Origin of the sequence: Kutzneria sp. NPDC051319, from assembly GCF_040682195.1 — a bacterium.
In the GTDB taxonomy this organism is placed as follows: domain Bacteria; phylum Actinomycetota; class Actinomycetes; order Mycobacteriales; family Pseudonocardiaceae; genus Kutzneria.
Genome location: NZ_JBFBAM010000019.1, coordinates 60076 through 74121 on the forward strand (window position 1 = coordinate 60076; position 14046 = coordinate 74121).

A 14046-nucleotide genomic window follows, 5' to 3' on the forward strand; every position below is an offset into this window, starting at 1 on the left:
ATTGAGAGGACTTCTCCGTGGCCCGGCCCATCGCCCGCGTACTGGCCCTGCTGGAGATCCTGCAGGGCGGCGGCACCAGGACCGTCGCCGAGCTGGCCGCCCGGCTCGAGGTGGACGAGCGCACGGTCCGTCGCTACGTCGACCACCTCCACGACCTGGACATCCCCGTCCGTGCGATCAGAGGCCGGCACGGCGGGTACCGCCTGGCCCCGGGTTATCGGATGCCGCCGCTGATGCTCACCGACGACGAGGCGCTCGCCGTCCTGCTCGGCCTCGTCACGGGCCGGCGGGCGGGGATGATCAGCACCGCCGCCGAGAGCGCGATCGCCAAGGTCCGCCGGGTGCTGCCCGACGCCCTTGGCCGAAGGCTCGATGCGCTGCTGGAGATCGCCGACTTCACGACGCCGCCACGGTCGGCGCTGACGACCGAGGCCGCGACCCTGCTGACCGTCGCCGAGGCGGCGCGGAACCGTCGTCCGGTCGAGCTCGGCTACACCGCCGGTCACGGCGGCGACAGCCGGCGCGTCGTCCATCCGTACGGGATCGTGGCGCACTCCGGTCGTTGGTATCTGACCGGCTTCGACTCGGCCAGCGGCGAGGTGCGCACGTTCCGCGTCGATCGGATCAGGGGCGTCGCGACGAGCACCGGAACCTTCGACGTGCCAACCGGATTCGCTCCCGCCGAGCAGGTACTGACCGCGATTGCCGAGGCGCCGCACCGACACGAAGTGTCGGTGCGGATTCAAGCGACGCCGGAACAGATCCGGGCCGTCCTTCCTCCCTCGATCGCCGCCCTGGAGCAGACGGATTCCTGGGTGCGGGCGAGGATCCGGGCTCAGGAGCTCGACTGGATACCGCCATTGCTGGCCGCACTCGACCGACCGTTTGTCATCGAGCAGCCGGACGCGCTCCGAGATTTGGTGCGAGCACTGGCAAGTCGGCTTGCCGGCCATGCCGGGGAGTGATCACCCGCGGGGGCGTCCGGTGGCGGCGTCGACCGTCTCGGCCTGACCGCCCGTGGTGACGACAACCGTGTCACCCTTGTCTGCCACCACCACCTCGTTGCCGATCCGCAAATCGGGCGCCGATGTTGTCCACCGGTGCTCGCCGTCCGGACCGGCCGCGAACAGTTGGAACACACCCACGCACAGTTCGACGACGTACAGCGTGCGCACGCCGCCGACGGCGCTGATGCCACAGTCCTTGTCCAGCTGAATCGTGCTCTCACGGCCGTCCGCGTCGAAGTATCGGACGTGTTCCGCGTCGAGTTGCAGCACGAGCCCCGATCCGAACGGGAAGAATTCGTACGACGGGTGTTCCCCGGGCAGCCCCTGCCAGCTGCTGCCCGCGGACAGCGTCCGCTGCCAGCGCAGTTGGCCGCTGACAGCATCGAAGGCCAGCGCGTCCTGTTCGTCCACGCGTTGGACACGCATGAACACCGTGCTGCCGTCGCCGCTGAGCTTGACCGCCGGAAACCTCCAGCCGCGGGACCGGTAATGCCAGCGTTCAGCCCCGGTCGCGCTGTCCCGGGCCGTCACGCCGCTGAGCACCCCGTCTTGTGCCGAGACGGCCACCGCCCCGGTCCCGCTGGACCTGGTGGCATCGACATCGCGGGCCGAGGCGTACGACGCGCCGCCGAAACCCGTTGTCACGGCGAGCAAAACGGCAACCAGGGCACCGGCGGCCGTGGACCACCAGCCGTGCCCGAGGTCGGCACGGAACGCGATCGCCTGCGCGACGGCGAGCACCGCCAGGGCAACCGCCGCGACCAGCGGTCCGGGGCCGGACTCCAGACCAGGGTGATCGCGCACCATCACATGGATGCCCACCGGCACACCCAACAACGCGGTCACGGCTGCGGTTCGGTGCGCGGAGAAGCAAGCGCTAGCGATGGCCACGATGCCGAGCAGCATCATCAGCACGATCTCCAGCCCGGTGCCCGGACCCGGGATGTCGAAGAGGAAGAGGTACCACATGTGGAAGGCGTGGCCGAGCAACGGAAACGCCGTTGTGTCGGCCATCCACGGCAGGAACCACGACGTAACGAAGGTGACGGCCGCCCCGGCCGTCGCCCCGTGCACAATCCCGCGCATGGCCGGATCACAACACGCCGCCCAGTGGTCGCGGGGCGGGAGATGCGCAACCGTGATCACGCGGCCGGCCCGCTGAGACGGGCCGGCCGCGCTACGTCACGGGTAGCTGACCACGTTGCTCGGCGTGGTCCCGGTCGGCGTGACCGCGCCGGTGTCGTTGATGACGTGCGTGATGGTTCCCTGGTAGTTCAGGGAAACGGTGAGCAGGCTGTGGAACCGCACGCCGGAGTTGTTGGGGACTTCGAAGGCGTGGTAGGCGTTCACGGCCGGGTTGACGTTGAAGTAGTTGTAGCTGCCGAGGCCCCAGGCCTCGTGCGAGGTGACGTTGGCGCCGACCTTGTAGGCGGCGTAGCCGTTGACGCCGCTCGGCGCCATCCACGAGGCCTGGTTCGGCACGTCATAGGGCATCTCGTTCTGGAAGAAGATGGTCCGGCCACCCTGGCCGTTCCACGTCACCTCGTACTTCTGGTAGTGCTCGACGAAAAGCCCGGTGGCCAACACGTTGTTGCCGTTGACGATCACGCCGTTGTCGGCCGTGTTGGTGCCCCAGCCGACGGTGCCGGCGTTGCCGTGGTCGGCCCGCCAGGCCCAGATGTGGTCGATGATGGTGTTGCTGCTGTTGACGATCAGCGACGCGGTGGCCTTGCCGGCGATCTCACCGCCGATCCGGAAGAACACGTCCTGGATGGTGGTCGGGTTGCTGGCGTGGCTGGCCGACGACCCGGACTGGCCCACGGTCAGCAGCGCGGCCGAGTTGGTCGTGCCGGCGTCGAACAGCAGGCCCTTGAGCCGCACGCCGTCCACATCGGACACCTGCATGGCGTTGACCCCGTTGTCCGGCACCAGGGTCGGGTAGCCGATGCCCAGCACCACGGTGTTGGCCTTGGTGACGTTCAGCGTCTGGTTGAGGTGGTAGACGCCGGGCGTGAAGAACAGGTTGCAGCCGGAGCTCAGCGCCGCGTTGATGGTCGAGGCGGTGTCGCCGGCCTTGACCACGTAGAACTGGCTCATCGGAGCGGAGGTGCCAGGGGTGCTGCCGCTGGCCCAGCTCGGGCCGGAGGCGTTGGTGCGCAAGGAAGGCAGGAACACCCGGTACTTGCCGCTGCCGTCGACGTACAGGTACGGCACGTCGCGCGACGCCGGCGTGGTGCCCAGGGTCGTCTCCGGCGGAGTGGGGAAGGTGGTGGCCGGCGCGCCGTTCACGCCGGAGAACACCATGTTCCACACGCCGCCGGACCAGCTGCCGAAGGCCGAGTCCCGGGTGTACCACTGCTGCTGGGAGATCGACGCGGATTGGCCGGAGACCTTGGTGTCGGCGACGTAGCCGCCGCTGGCCCAGCCGTAGCTGGCCGGGTAGAGCTGGAGGTCGCCGCGGATGTCCATGCGCCGGAACGGCGCCGCCTGCGCGACGGCCCAGCGGTCGCCGCCGGTGGCGTTGACGGCCATGTTCTCGGCCGAGCGCCAGAAGTTCTGGGTGGCGTTGCCGGCGTCGGAGGCGTTGAAGGCGTCGACCGTGACGTGCCCGTTGATGGTGACGTCGTCGGGGTTCTGGCCGAGGCCGGCGACCGAGGTGTAGAAGCCGACGTTGTCGTTCACGCCGTAGGTGCCGGGCTTGAACAGCTCGGCCACCCGCCGCTCGGCGAACTGGGCGGACTGGGTGTCCTTCTGCGCGTTGAAGTCGGCGTCGAGCTGGGCCTGGATCGTGCCCGCGGACATGCTCGGGTCGAAGACGTGCACGTTGGGCCCGAAGTTGGGCGTGTCCGACTGGGTCGGGCAGGACGTGGGCGTGGTGGTGCCGATGCTGTACACCGCGCTGGCCACCGGCGAGTTGGCCATGCCGGAAGCGACGGCGATGGCGTTCACGGTTCGGCTGGCCGACACCGAGATCGGGCCGGTGTACTGCGGCGAGCTGGTGGTCGGCGTCGAACCGTCCACTGTGTACCGAATGGTCGCGCCCGCGGTGGTGGTGGAGATCGTCACCGTCTGGGTCGAGGTGTAGCTGCCGCCGGGCGGGGTGAACGTCGGCGCGGCGGCGGTGGGCGTGGTGGTGCCGCCGCCCTGGGTGTAGCTGAAGTGCGGGGTGTCGTACTGCGGCCCGCTCTTCTCGTACGTGAACCAGTAGTCGAGCACGTTGCCGCTGGACAGACCGTTGACGGTCCACTGCCAGGTGCCGGCGTTGTTGGTCATGCGGACGTTCTGCTGTCCGACGCCGGGCACGCCGGTGTAGTGCACGTCCACGTACATCGAGGCCGTGGTGGGGGTGAAGTCGATGCGGGCCTGACTGGCGCTGGTCGCGGTGACGGCCTGCGTGTAGTCGTCGGCCGCGGCGGCAGGTAGGGCAGACGCCGTGGTCAGGGCTACTGCACCGATTAAGGCAACTAGCAGTCTCTTCATGGGGTTGAGCACCTCCGAGCAGGGGCAGGGCCTACCGGACACGACACTGTGAGAGCGCTCTCAAGCGTGGTGACGATAAACCGCCCCGCCCGGGGTGCGGAAGAGTCAAGCCGGAAATTCAGGCCCCTGGGTCAAAAAACGGCTGGCACCGCACGGGGCTGGACGGGTCAAGGGCGTTGAGCACGAATGACGCCACGTTGGGGTCGACGGCCTGGCCGAGGTGGCCGGTGAAGTCCAGCGAGCAGTGGTCCTGGAGCACGATGTCGGTGGCGTTGGGCGCGGTGAAAATGCCGCTGGTGTACGGGGTGACCACGGTGTCGTACTTGGAGACGATGTTGGTGTAGGTCGGCCCGGGGACCGCGACGCCGCCGGCGTCGAGCCTGGTCAGGAAGTCCGAGCCGGGCAGGTACTCGGCGCAGGAGGCGCAGCCGACACCGGTAAGGGCCGGGCCGAGGTGCAGCAGGGTGGCCAGCGTGGCCAGGCCGTCCAGGGACGTGCCGGCGTAGTTGGCGCCGAAGCCGACGAAGTGGGTGACCTTGGCCGCGCCGCCCAGGAACTTCAGGTAGTAGGCCGGAACCGTGCTGCCTTCGGAGTGGCCGACGATGTCGACCTTGGCCGCGCCGGTGGCCACCCGCACCTTGTCGACGAAGGCGCCGAGCTCGGCCGCGCTGTCCTCCATCGGCTTGAGGCCGCCGACCGTCGGGCCGAGGATCCCGGTGCCGTAGGTCAGGTAGAAGACGCAGTAGCCGTGGCCGGCCAGCGTGGGCGCGAGCGTGGCGAAGTTGAGCGGCCCGTTCGCGCCGAGGCCGTGGACCAGCACAACCGGCTCCGGGTGCTGCGCGCTGGGCGTGCACGAGTAGTCGTTCACGCCGGATGTCGGTGCGGCACTGGCCGTCGCGGCGCCGGTCAGCAGGCCAACCGCGGCGAACAGGGGGATCAGGAGCTTGCGCATGGAACCTCCGTGGCAGGGCATCAGTGACCTGGCTCACGTCGAGTACAACACGCCATCTTGTTTCGAACAAGACAGATTTTCCGCAATCGGTTCCGTAGCATCGGCCCATGACGCGCAGCGGCCGCACCGTGCGGGGACTCGATGCCGAGCAGCGCCGGGCCCAACGGCGGGCCGACCTGCTGGCGGCGGCGTTGACCCTGTTCGGGCGCAAGGGGTTCGCCGCCGTGCCGATCGAGGAGATCTGCCAGACGGCCTACGTCGGCACCAAGAGCTTCTACGAGCTGTTCGACAGCAAGGAGGCCTGCTACCTCGCGCTGTTCGAGCAGCTGGCCGATGACCTGCTGGTTCGGATGCGCACGGCGCTGGCCGAGGCCGGCGGCGGCATCGAGGACCTGATCGAGACGTTCGCGCGGACCCTGGTCGCCGACCCGATGGTGCCGCGCGTCGTGTTCGGGCAGTCGGCCGGCGTCTCGCCCACGGTCGAGCGCCGTCGGCGGGAGAACCGGCGCTGGGCCGCCGGTTTTGTCGAGGCGGTGTGGCGGCAGCACGGCGTGATCGCGCCGGACCGGGAGATCCGGACCATCGCGATCGCCACCGTCGGCGCGCTGTTCGAGCTGATCACCGACTGGCTGTTCGACGGCGGCGAGGACGTGGACGAGCTGATCGGGCAGATGGTGGCCTACCACCGGATCGTGCGAGCCGGCCTTGAGTCCACTGTGGACGGTGTAATCTCGCGGCGGTGACCACCGTTTCGCTGCTGCTGCACGGGGATCCCGACGAGGTCGACGAGCAGGCCCGCCAGCTCAGGACCGAGCTGCTCGACCTGGACGTGGACAGTGCCGAGTTCGCCCCCGGCGAGCCGGCGCCGGAGCTGTCCAAGGGCGCCGACGCGGACACCGTCAGCACGATCATCGTGGCGCTGAGCACCTCGCCCGTGCTGCTGCAGCTGGTCCGGGTGCTGCGGGACTGGGTGCGTCGGGACGAGCGCCGCAAGATCGAGCTGCGCGACGGCGAGCGCTCCATGCTGCTCACCAACACCAGCGCCGACGACAACCAGGCGGCCATCGAGGCGTTCTTCCGGCACGACCCCCAGGACTGACTACGATCCTGGACGTGCCAGAAGACGCTGCCCTACCGGGGTTCGAGATCGGCAAGGACGGGGTCGGCAGCATCGTCGTCGGCGTCGACGGCTCGCCGCCGGCCGTGCACGCGGCCGCCTGGGCGGCCGGGCTGGCCCGCCGAGAACGGGCCCGGCTCGTGCTGGTCTACGTGGAACCGCTGGCCAGCGCCGCCTACTGGACGTCCATCGGCATGATCAACGCGGCCGAGGCGGCCAACGACTTCGTGGCCGAGGTGCGGCAGGAGGCGGCCAAGTTCCTCGACCAGTTCGGCATCGAGTGGGACCTGCTGCACCATCGCGGCGACCCGGCCACCGCCCTGGAGCAGATCGCCGAGGAGCTGCGGGCCGACTGCATCGTCGTCGGCCGCTCCCGGCACGGCGGCCACCTGCTCGGCTCCGTGCCGAAAACCCTGGTCACCCGGGCCCAGCGGCCGGTGGTCGTCGTCCCGTGAGCACCGAGACCAACGAGGACTACGCCGACGCCGTGCTCACCGGGCAGACCTGGGAGCGCCGCTCGTTCGAACGCTGCGACTTCACCGACGCCGACCTGCGCGACCTGGTCACCAAGGCCTGCACGTTCACCAACTGCGACTTCACCCGGGCCGACCTGGGTGACAGCAAGCACACCGGCACCGCCTTCCGCGGCTGCACCTTCAACCGGACGGTGTTCGCCTCGTCCCGGTTCGAGGGCTGCACCCTGCTCGGCTCCACCTTCACCGACTGCCGGCTGCGGGGCTGCACGATCCGGGACACCGACCTGTCGCTGGCCGGGCTCGGCCGGGTCGACCTGCGCAAGATGGACCTGTCCGGGCTACGGCTGCGTGAGGCCAACCTCGTCGAGGCCGACCTGCGGGAAGCCGATCTGCGTGGCGTGGACCTGTCCGGCGCCCGGCTGCTGCGGACCCGGCTGGAGGACACCGACCTGCGCGGGGCGCGGCTGGACCCGGACGGCCTGCGCCAGGCCCAGCTGACCGGCGCGAAGATCGACCTGGACCAGGCGGTGCGCTTCGCCGCCGCCCACGGCTTGACCGTCGAGAACTGAGCGACCCCGGCTTTTGCCGCTACGTGAGTGGCTCATTTCGCTTCAGAAGCGAAATGAGCCACTCACGTAGCGAAAATCACTGTCCGGTCGGTGGCGGTGTGCCCTGCCGGACCTCGACCAGGGTGCCGTCGGCCAGCAGCTCGTCGATGGACTTCGGCAGCAGGTACGCGGTGCCGCCGCCCGGCTGCCCGAACCACGGCACAGCCACGCCGGCCAGGGCCTGCACGGGCTGCTGCAGCCGGTACACGTGATACGGCCGGCCGATCCACTCCGGCACCAGCGAGCGCAGCGGGAACGGCGTGCCACCGGCGTAGGTGAGGTTGCCGTCCGGCTGCCCGAAGCGGTCCACCTCGACGCCCTGCGGCAGCTCGATGACCCGCTTGCCCCGGAACAGGGTCAGCGGCGGCTCACCCCGCAGCGGCTGGATCGGCCAGTCGTCGCCCCGCTGGGCCTGGCCGTTCTGCGGCGCCTGGCCGTTCTGCTGGGGCAGCCCGTTCTGGGGCTGGCCATTCTGCGGCTGACCCATCGGCGGCTGGTTCTGCCCGGGCATCGGCGGTCGATCGCCGCCCATCGCCGGCAGGCCCAGTGGCGGCGGCATCGGCGACGGCGGCTGGGCCGGCATCGGCCGCGGCGGCGTCATCGGCGGCAGACCCGGGTCCGGGCGCTGCTCCAGCCGCGTGGCCTGCTCGTTCCGGGACGGCTCCGCACGCGGCGGCAGGTCCAGGGGCGGCAGGTCAGGCTGGGGCTCCGACAGGCCCCGCGGCGGCAGATCCATGGCTTCCGCCCGTGAAGGCAGATCCATGGGCTCCGGCCGCGGCGGCAGGTCCATCGGTTCCCTGTGCTCTGCCCGTGAAGGCAGGTCCATGGGCTCCGGGCGGGGCGGCAGGTCCATCGGGTCCGGCCGCGGGGGCAGGTCCATGGCTTCCGCGTGCACCGGCCGGTCCATGGGCTCCGGACGTGACGGGAGGTCCAGCGGCGGCCGGTCCATGGGCGGCAGGTCGGACTGGCCTCGCGGCAGGAGGTCCAGGTCCGGCTGGCCCGGGTCCGGCGGCATCGGCACCGGCAGCGGCGCGATGTCCACCGGCTCGGGCTCCGGCTCGAAATGCGCGCCGTGGTCGCCGCCGTCGAAGGGCTCGGCGTGCTGGTCGACGTGCTGCTCATCGGCCGGCGTCGGCCGGTTCAGCAGCAGCTTGCCCAGCAGGAACGCGGCCGCGTCGTTGTCGTCGTCGAACAGCATCGGCGTGCTGAAGCCGTGCTCGTACCAGCCGACCTGCCAGCCGTCCTCGACCCGCTCCAGGTACCAGGTGTTCGGCGAGGGCTCGCCGATCCGGTACACCGACGAGGGCACGTTCAGCTCGTCCAGCAGGTCACGCAGCAGCTCGATGCTGGCCCCGCCGACCGGCTCGGGCTCGGGTTCGGGCTCCGCGTGCTGCTCGACCACCGGTTCCGGCTCGGGCTCCGGCGCGATGTGCTGCTCGACGACCAGCGGCTCGGGCTCGGGTTCCGGCTCGGGGGCCGGCGGCTCGGGCACGGACATCATCTGGGTCGCCGGCGGCTGCGCGGCCGGCACCGGGCGGCCGTTGGGCACCATGGTGCTGAGCAGGGCCACGGCCTGGCCGCGGGTCGCCTCGTCCACGTCCGGGGCCAGGAAGTTGACCGAGCGGATGTGCTGCACCAGGTCGGGCTCGGGCGGCACGCCGTAGCGGGCCAGGTAGAAGATCACCGCCGCCGGCCAGATCCAGGTGCCGTCGGTGTGGAAGGCGAACGGGATGGACTCCGGGTTCTCGTGGGCCAGCCGGTCGCTGTCCATGCCCTGGGCGGTCATGACGACCGGGGCCGCCTCCAGGTAGTCCAGCACCTTGCCGACCTCGGCCGGGTCCAGCGGCGGGCGGTTCACCGTCGGGCGGCCGTCCGGGCCGGGGCCGTCGAAGATCCGCGCCGTGCGCAGCCGCCCCGGCTGCGGGCCGGGGCCGTTCTGCGGTGGCGGCGGCATCGGCGACCGGGGCGGTCCGGCGGGCTGTAGCCGCCCGGCCAGCCATTCCGGCACGTTGTCGTCGGTGCGCGGGAAGAAGCGCATCTCGTCGGTGTAGGCCATCAGCGGCGGCGGGTTCTGCCACTGCGGCTCGTCGCGGTCGAAGTCAAGGTTGTAGCTGGACGGCCGGTCGAGCTGGTAGCGGGCGTTGAACCAGGTCCCGCGGCCCTCGCGGTACATGCCGGCCCGCAGGCGCGCGAACAGCGACGCGATGTCCGCGGGCGCGGTCCAGGCCCTGCTCTGACCGTCCTGGTCGGTGACCTCTGCGGACAGCTCGAAGTAGCGGCCGGCAGCCCGGTAGTAGGCCCTGACCTGCTCCCAGTCCTGCGGAGCGGCCTTCATCAGGGCCAACCCGATCTGCTTGACCAGCGCGTCCTGTTCGACTGGGTTCAGCGGGGTCGGCTGTGACACACGCTCATCCTCTCGCGTTCCGTTGCGATCTGACACCCGCCTCACACCGGGTGTGGCCCAGACCTCCCTGCTCCTCGTCACGACCAGCATCGATGATTGTCCCTGACGAAGGCCAACGGGGGGCGAATGGCGCAATCGGGCGACGGTGAGTTATGAGCTCGGTGGCCGTGACGTCCGTTACCTGGCCGATGGGGTGGTTCTCGGTCGGGTTGCCAGCAGAGGAGGTCGCGAGATCGCGCCGGTGCCTAATCCGGCCAGGGAAGGCACCGGTCACGAGCGATCTCGCCCCGCGCGGAACGCGCGGCACAAGCACGGCATGATGGGAACCGTGACCGCCACGATCCTCGACGGCAAGGCCACCCGCGACGCGATCTTCGACGACCTGCGGGTCAGGGTCGCCGCGCTCACCGCCAAGGGGGTGACGCCGGGCCTGGCCACCGTGCTGGTCGGCGACGACCCCGGCTCGCACGCCTACGTGCGCGGCAAGCACGCGGACTGCGCCAAGGTGGGCATCACCTCGATCCGCCGCGACCTGCCGGCCGACATCTCGCAGGCCGACCTGGAAGCCGTGCTGGACGAGCTGAACGCCGACCCGGCCTGCACCGGCTACATCGTGCAGCTCCCGGTGCCCAAGCACCTGGACACGGGCGCGCTGCTGGAGCGGATCGACCCGGTCAAGGACGCCGACGGCCTGCACCCGGTCAGCCTGGGCCGGCTGGTGCTGGGCGAGGCCGGCCCGCTGCCGTGCACGCCGAGCGGCATCGTGGCGCTGCTGCGCCGCTACGAGGTGCCGATCGCCGGTGCCCAGGTGTGCGTCGTCGGCCGTGGTGTGACGGTCGGCCGGCCGCTGGGCCTGCTGCTGACCCGCCGCAGCGAGAACGCCACCGTGACCCTGTGCCACACCGGCACCAAGGACCTGGCGGCCGAGGTGCGCCGGGCCGACATCGTGGTGGCCGCGGCCGGTGTCGCCGGCCTGATCACCGCCGACATGGTGAAGCCGGGCGCGGCCGTGCTGGACGTCGGTATCACTCGGACGGACGAAGGGTTGCGCGGCGACGTGCACCCCGATGTGCGCGAGGTCGCCGGTTATCTCGCGCCGATGCCGGGCGGCGTCGGCCCGATGACCCGGGCCATGCTGCTCGCCAACGTGGTGGAGGCCGCCGAGCGCTCGCTCGCGGCTCAGTCGTGATCACCGTGACCGGTCGCCGCCGGTGGACCGAGGAGATCGGCCGCTACACCGCGTTCGGTCTGGTCATGGCGGTCGTGGCGGCCGGGGTGGCGTTGATCTTCCTGTACCACTGGCGGATCGGCTCCGGCCTGATCGGCGGCTCGCTGCTGGTCGGCGCCGGGCTGCGGGCCCTGCTGCCGGAGAACCAGCTGGCCCTGATCGCCGTGCGCCGCAAGCTCACCGACATCGTCCTGTACGGCGGCCTCGGCCTCTTGATCATCTTCATCGCCGCCACCATCACCGGCGGCCCCCTCGACTAGCGAACCCCTGCGAGTCCCGCCCACAGTCACACCGAAATCCGGAAACAGATTCATACAGTTCGGTGTGACGCTGAGCGGGACTCGCGGGGGTGGTGGTGGCCACGCTGCGACGCTGCTCACCGTGAGCAGCCGGGTGTCGCGGGTGCTTGGTACTGTGCGGCAACCGGGCGACGCGCCCGGTGCGCGGTCCCGGTGCTGAGGCCGCCGGACAGGATTCCTGCCATGGTGGTCGCACCCCGTGGACGTGATGCAGACTGCGGATCGGGAGGATCTTCCCTGTGGCACGCTCCGTCAACGTGACCGTCACCGGTGCGGCTGGCCAGATCGGCTACGCCCTGCTGTTCCGGATCGCCTCGGGTCAACTGCTCGGCCAGGACACCAAGGTTCGGCTGCGCCTGCTGGAGATCCCCCAGGCGGTCAAGGCGGCCGAGGGCACCGCCATGGAGCTGGAGGACTGCGCGTTCCCGCTGCTGGAGGGCATCGACATCACCGACGACGCCAAGACGGCGTTCGACGGCGTGAATGTGGCCCTGCTGGTCGGCGCCCGCCCCCGCACCAAGGGCATGGAGCGCGGCGACCTGCTGGAGGCCAACGGCGGCATCTTCAAGCCGCAGGGTGAGGCCATCAACGCCGGCGCGGCCGACGACGTGCGCGTGCTGGTGGTCGGCAACCCGGCCAACACCAACGCCCTCATCGCCCAGCAGCACGCGCCGGACGTGCCGGCCGAGCGCTTCACCGCGATGACCCGCCTCGACGAGAACCGCGCGTACTCGCAGCTGGCCAACAAGCTCCAGGTGCCGGTGACCGAGATCAAGCGGCTGGTGATCTGGGGCAACCACTCCGCCACCCAGTACCCCGACCTGAGCCACGCCGTCGTCGGCGACCGCAACGCCCTCGAGCTGGTGGACGACCAGGAGTGGGTGGCCAACACCTTCATCCCGACCGTCGCCAAGCGCGGCGCGGCGATCATCGAGGCCCGCGGCGCCTCCTCGGCCGCCTCGGCCGCCAACGCCGCCATCGACCACGTCCACGACTGGGTGAACGGCACCGCCGAGGGCCAGTGGGCGTCCATGGCCGTGCCGTCGGACGGCTCCTACGGCGTGCCCGAGGGCCTGATCTCCTCGTTCCCGGTCACCTGCAAGGACGGCAAGTACGAGATCGTCCAGGGCCTGTCGGTCAACGAGTTCTCCCGCGGCAAGATCGCGGCCACCGTGGCCGAGCTCGAGGAGGAGCGCGACGCGGTCCGCAACCTGGGCCTGATCTGATCGCCATCTGAAAAGAAAGGCCCCCGCACAGCGGGGGCCTTTCTCATGCGTTGATCACCAGGCGACGGGCAGCGTCGCCGTGCCGTACACCACGGATGCCGTGCGCAGCTTCACTTCCTCCGGCTCGACCGCCAGCCGCAGGTTCGGGAACCGGTCGAACAGCTCGCGGAAGGCGATCTGCATCTCGATCCGGGACAGCTGCTGGCCGAGGCACTGGTGGATGCCGTGCCCGAACGCGATGTGCGTGCTGTGCGAGCGGGTGATGTCCAGGATCTCGGGGTTGTCGAAGCGCGCCGGGTCGCGGTTGGCCGCGGCCAGCGAGCAGATCACCGTCTCGCCCTTGCGGAACTGCTGCCCGCCGATCTCGACGTCCTCGATCACGCCGCGCGTGGTGCCGTACTGCACCACTGACAGGTAGCGCAGCAGCTCCTCGACGGCGTTGTTGATCAGGCTCGGGTCCTCGCGCAGCTTGGCCAGCTGGTCCGGCCGCTGCAACAGCAGGAAAGTGCCGAGGCCGAGCATGTTGGCGGTGGTCTCGTGGCCGGCGATGAGCAGCAGCAGGCCCATCTCCGCGACCTCGTCGTTGGACAGCGTGGGGTCCGACTCGAACAGGCCGCTGATCATGTCGTCGCCGGGCGTGGTCCGCTTGCGCGCCACCAGGTCGCCGACGTACTCGCGGACCGCCTCGCCGGCCGCGCGGGCCTCCTCGAACGGCCGCGAGGTGTCGAGCATCCGGCCGGTGCGGTGCTGGAACTCGTCACGCTCCTCGTACGGCACGCCGAGCAGCTCGCAGATCACCAGCGACGGGATCGGCAGCGCGAACTTGTCGACCAGGTCGGCCGAGTCGCCGGCCGCCTCCATGGCGTCCAGGTGGTCGATCACCATCTGCTGGATCCGCGGCTCCAGCGACCGCATGCGCCGCACGGTGAACTGCCCGGTCAGCAGCTTGCGGTAGCGGCCGTGGTCCGGCGGGTCCTGGCCGATGAACATGCCCGGCTGCGCGTCCTGCCGCATCTCCGGCGGGATCACCCGCAGCGGGTTGGTGATGGTGGAGAACTTCGAGCTGAATTGCGGCCCGGACATCACCGCGCGGACCAGCTCGTAGCTGGTCACCAGCCAGCCGAGGGAGCCGTCCGGCATCGCCAACCGGCTCACCGGCTGGTCCTCGCGCAGCTTGCGGTAGTCCTCCGGCGGGTCGAACGGCGTCGGCCTCGTCGTAGGCAACGGTGTCGCCTCGATGGTCACTGTG

The 14046-nt window shown here is 70.4% G+C and carries 13 protein-coding genes; 8 read left to right on the plus strand and 5 right to left on the minus strand.

The window, feature by feature from the left end; genetic code table 11:
- Positions 1 to 17: 17 nt before the first annotated feature.
- A complete protein-coding gene (locus tag AB0M73_RS21170) occupies positions 18 to 965 on the plus strand; it encodes a YafY family protein (protein ID WP_363892817.1) in 948 nt (315 codons plus the stop codon).
- Here AB0M73_RS21170 and AB0M73_RS21175 read toward each other — a convergent pair whose 3' ends face one another.
- From AB0M73_RS21175 to AB0M73_RS21185, 3 genes are all read right to left on the minus strand, one after another.
- The gene (locus AB0M73_RS21175; protein ID WP_363892819.1) at positions 966 to 2093 is read right to left on the minus strand and encodes a hypothetical protein; all 1128 of its coding nucleotides are present in this window, start codon (positions 2091 to 2093) and stop codon (positions 966 to 968) included. It abuts the gene before it with no gap.
- A 96-nt stretch (positions 2094 to 2189) separates the two neighbouring features.
- The gene (locus AB0M73_RS21180) at positions 2190 to 4487 is read right to left on the minus strand and encodes a chitobiase/beta-hexosaminidase C-terminal domain-containing protein (RefSeq protein WP_363892821.1); all 2298 of its coding nucleotides are present in this window, start codon (positions 4485 to 4487) and stop codon (positions 2190 to 2192) included.
- Between the two features lie 118 nt (positions 4488 to 4605).
- Positions 4606 to 5439 carry a lipase gene (locus AB0M73_RS21185; protein WP_363892823.1) on the minus strand — a complete coding sequence of 278 codons (834 nt, stop codon included), beginning with the start codon at positions 5437 to 5439 and terminating at the stop codon, positions 4606 to 4608.
- 107 nt (positions 5440 to 5546) lie between these two features.
- Here AB0M73_RS21185 and AB0M73_RS21190 point away from each other — a divergent pair, with 107 nt between their 5' ends.
- The 4 genes from AB0M73_RS21190 to AB0M73_RS21205 are packed head-to-tail and all read left to right on the plus strand — an operon-like array spanning position 5547 to position 7601.
- A complete protein-coding gene (locus AB0M73_RS21190; RefSeq protein WP_363892825.1) occupies positions 5547 to 6182 on the plus strand; it encodes a TetR/AcrR family transcriptional regulator in 636 nt (211 codons plus the stop codon).
- Entirely contained in the window at positions 6179 to 6538 is a 360-nt protein-coding gene (locus tag AB0M73_RS21195; protein ID WP_363892827.1) for a hypothetical protein, read from the plus strand. The genes AB0M73_RS21190 and AB0M73_RS21195 overlap by 4 nt, the downstream gene beginning before the upstream one ends.
- A 14-nt stretch (positions 6539 to 6552) precedes the next feature.
- Positions 6553 to 7011, plus strand: a complete 459-nt coding sequence (locus AB0M73_RS21200; RefSeq protein ID WP_043721720.1) for a universal stress protein — start codon at positions 6553 to 6555, stop codon at positions 7009 to 7011.
- Positions 7008 to 7601 carry a pentapeptide repeat-containing protein gene (locus AB0M73_RS21205; RefSeq protein WP_363892829.1) on the plus strand — a complete coding sequence of 198 codons (594 nt, stop codon included), beginning with the start codon at positions 7008 to 7010 and terminating at the stop codon, positions 7599 to 7601. Before AB0M73_RS21200 ends, AB0M73_RS21205 begins: the two co-directional genes overlap by 4 nt.
- Before the next feature lie 76 nt (positions 7602 to 7677).
- On the opposite strand, the gene AB0M73_RS21210 is transcribed toward AB0M73_RS21205, so the two are convergent.
- Positions 7678 to 10044: a glycohydrolase toxin TNT-related protein gene (locus AB0M73_RS21210; protein ID WP_363892831.1), complete on the minus strand. Its 2367-nt coding sequence runs from the start codon at positions 10042 to 10044 to the stop codon at positions 7678 to 7680.
- Between the two features lie 328 nt (positions 10045 to 10372).
- Between AB0M73_RS21210 and AB0M73_RS21215 the strand changes: the two genes are divergently transcribed.
- The 3 genes from AB0M73_RS21215 to AB0M73_RS21225 all read left to right on the plus strand — a co-directional run bounded on the left by AB0M73_RS21215 (position 10373) and on the right by AB0M73_RS21225 (position 12797).
- Positions 10373 to 11233: a bifunctional methylenetetrahydrofolate dehydrogenase/methenyltetrahydrofolate cyclohydrolase gene (locus AB0M73_RS21215; RefSeq protein ID WP_363892833.1), complete on the plus strand. Its 861-nt coding sequence runs from the start codon at positions 10373 to 10375 to the stop codon at positions 11231 to 11233.
- Entirely contained in the window at positions 11230 to 11532 is a 303-nt protein-coding gene (locus AB0M73_RS21220; protein WP_363892835.1) for a DUF3017 domain-containing protein, read from the plus strand. The genes AB0M73_RS21215 and AB0M73_RS21220 overlap by 4 nt, the downstream gene beginning before the upstream one ends.
- Positions 11533 to 11810: 278 nt before the next feature.
- Complete coding sequence (locus tag AB0M73_RS21225; RefSeq protein ID WP_363892837.1) at positions 11811 to 12797, plus strand: malate dehydrogenase; 987 nt, start codon at positions 11811 to 11813, stop codon at positions 12795 to 12797.
- A gap of 54 nt (positions 12798 to 12851) precedes the next feature.
- On the opposite strand, the gene AB0M73_RS21230 is transcribed toward AB0M73_RS21225, so the two are convergent.
- Entirely contained in the window at positions 12852 to 14042 is a 1191-nt protein-coding gene (locus AB0M73_RS21230; protein WP_363892839.1) for a cytochrome P450, read from the minus strand.
- Positions 14043 to 14046: the final 4 nt, after the last annotated feature.

What these genes read in the sequence shown, in the direction of transcription:
- AB0M73_RS21175 (WP_363892819.1), bottom strand. Translation starts at nt 2,093, where the DNA reads ATGCGCGGGATTGTGCACGGGGCGACGGCCGGGGCGGCCGTCACCTTC.
- AB0M73_RS21180 (WP_363892821.1), bottom strand. Translation starts at nt 4,487, where the DNA reads ATGAAGAGACTGCTAGTTGCCTTAATCGGTGCAGTAGCCCTGACCACG.
- AB0M73_RS21185 (WP_363892823.1), bottom strand. Translation starts at nt 5,439, where the DNA reads ATGCGCAAGCTCCTGATCCCCCTGTTCGCCGCGGTTGGCCTGCTGACC.
- AB0M73_RS21190 (WP_363892825.1), top strand. Translation starts at nt 5,547, where the DNA reads ATGACGCGCAGCGGCCGCACCGTGCGGGGACTCGATGCCGAGCAGCGC.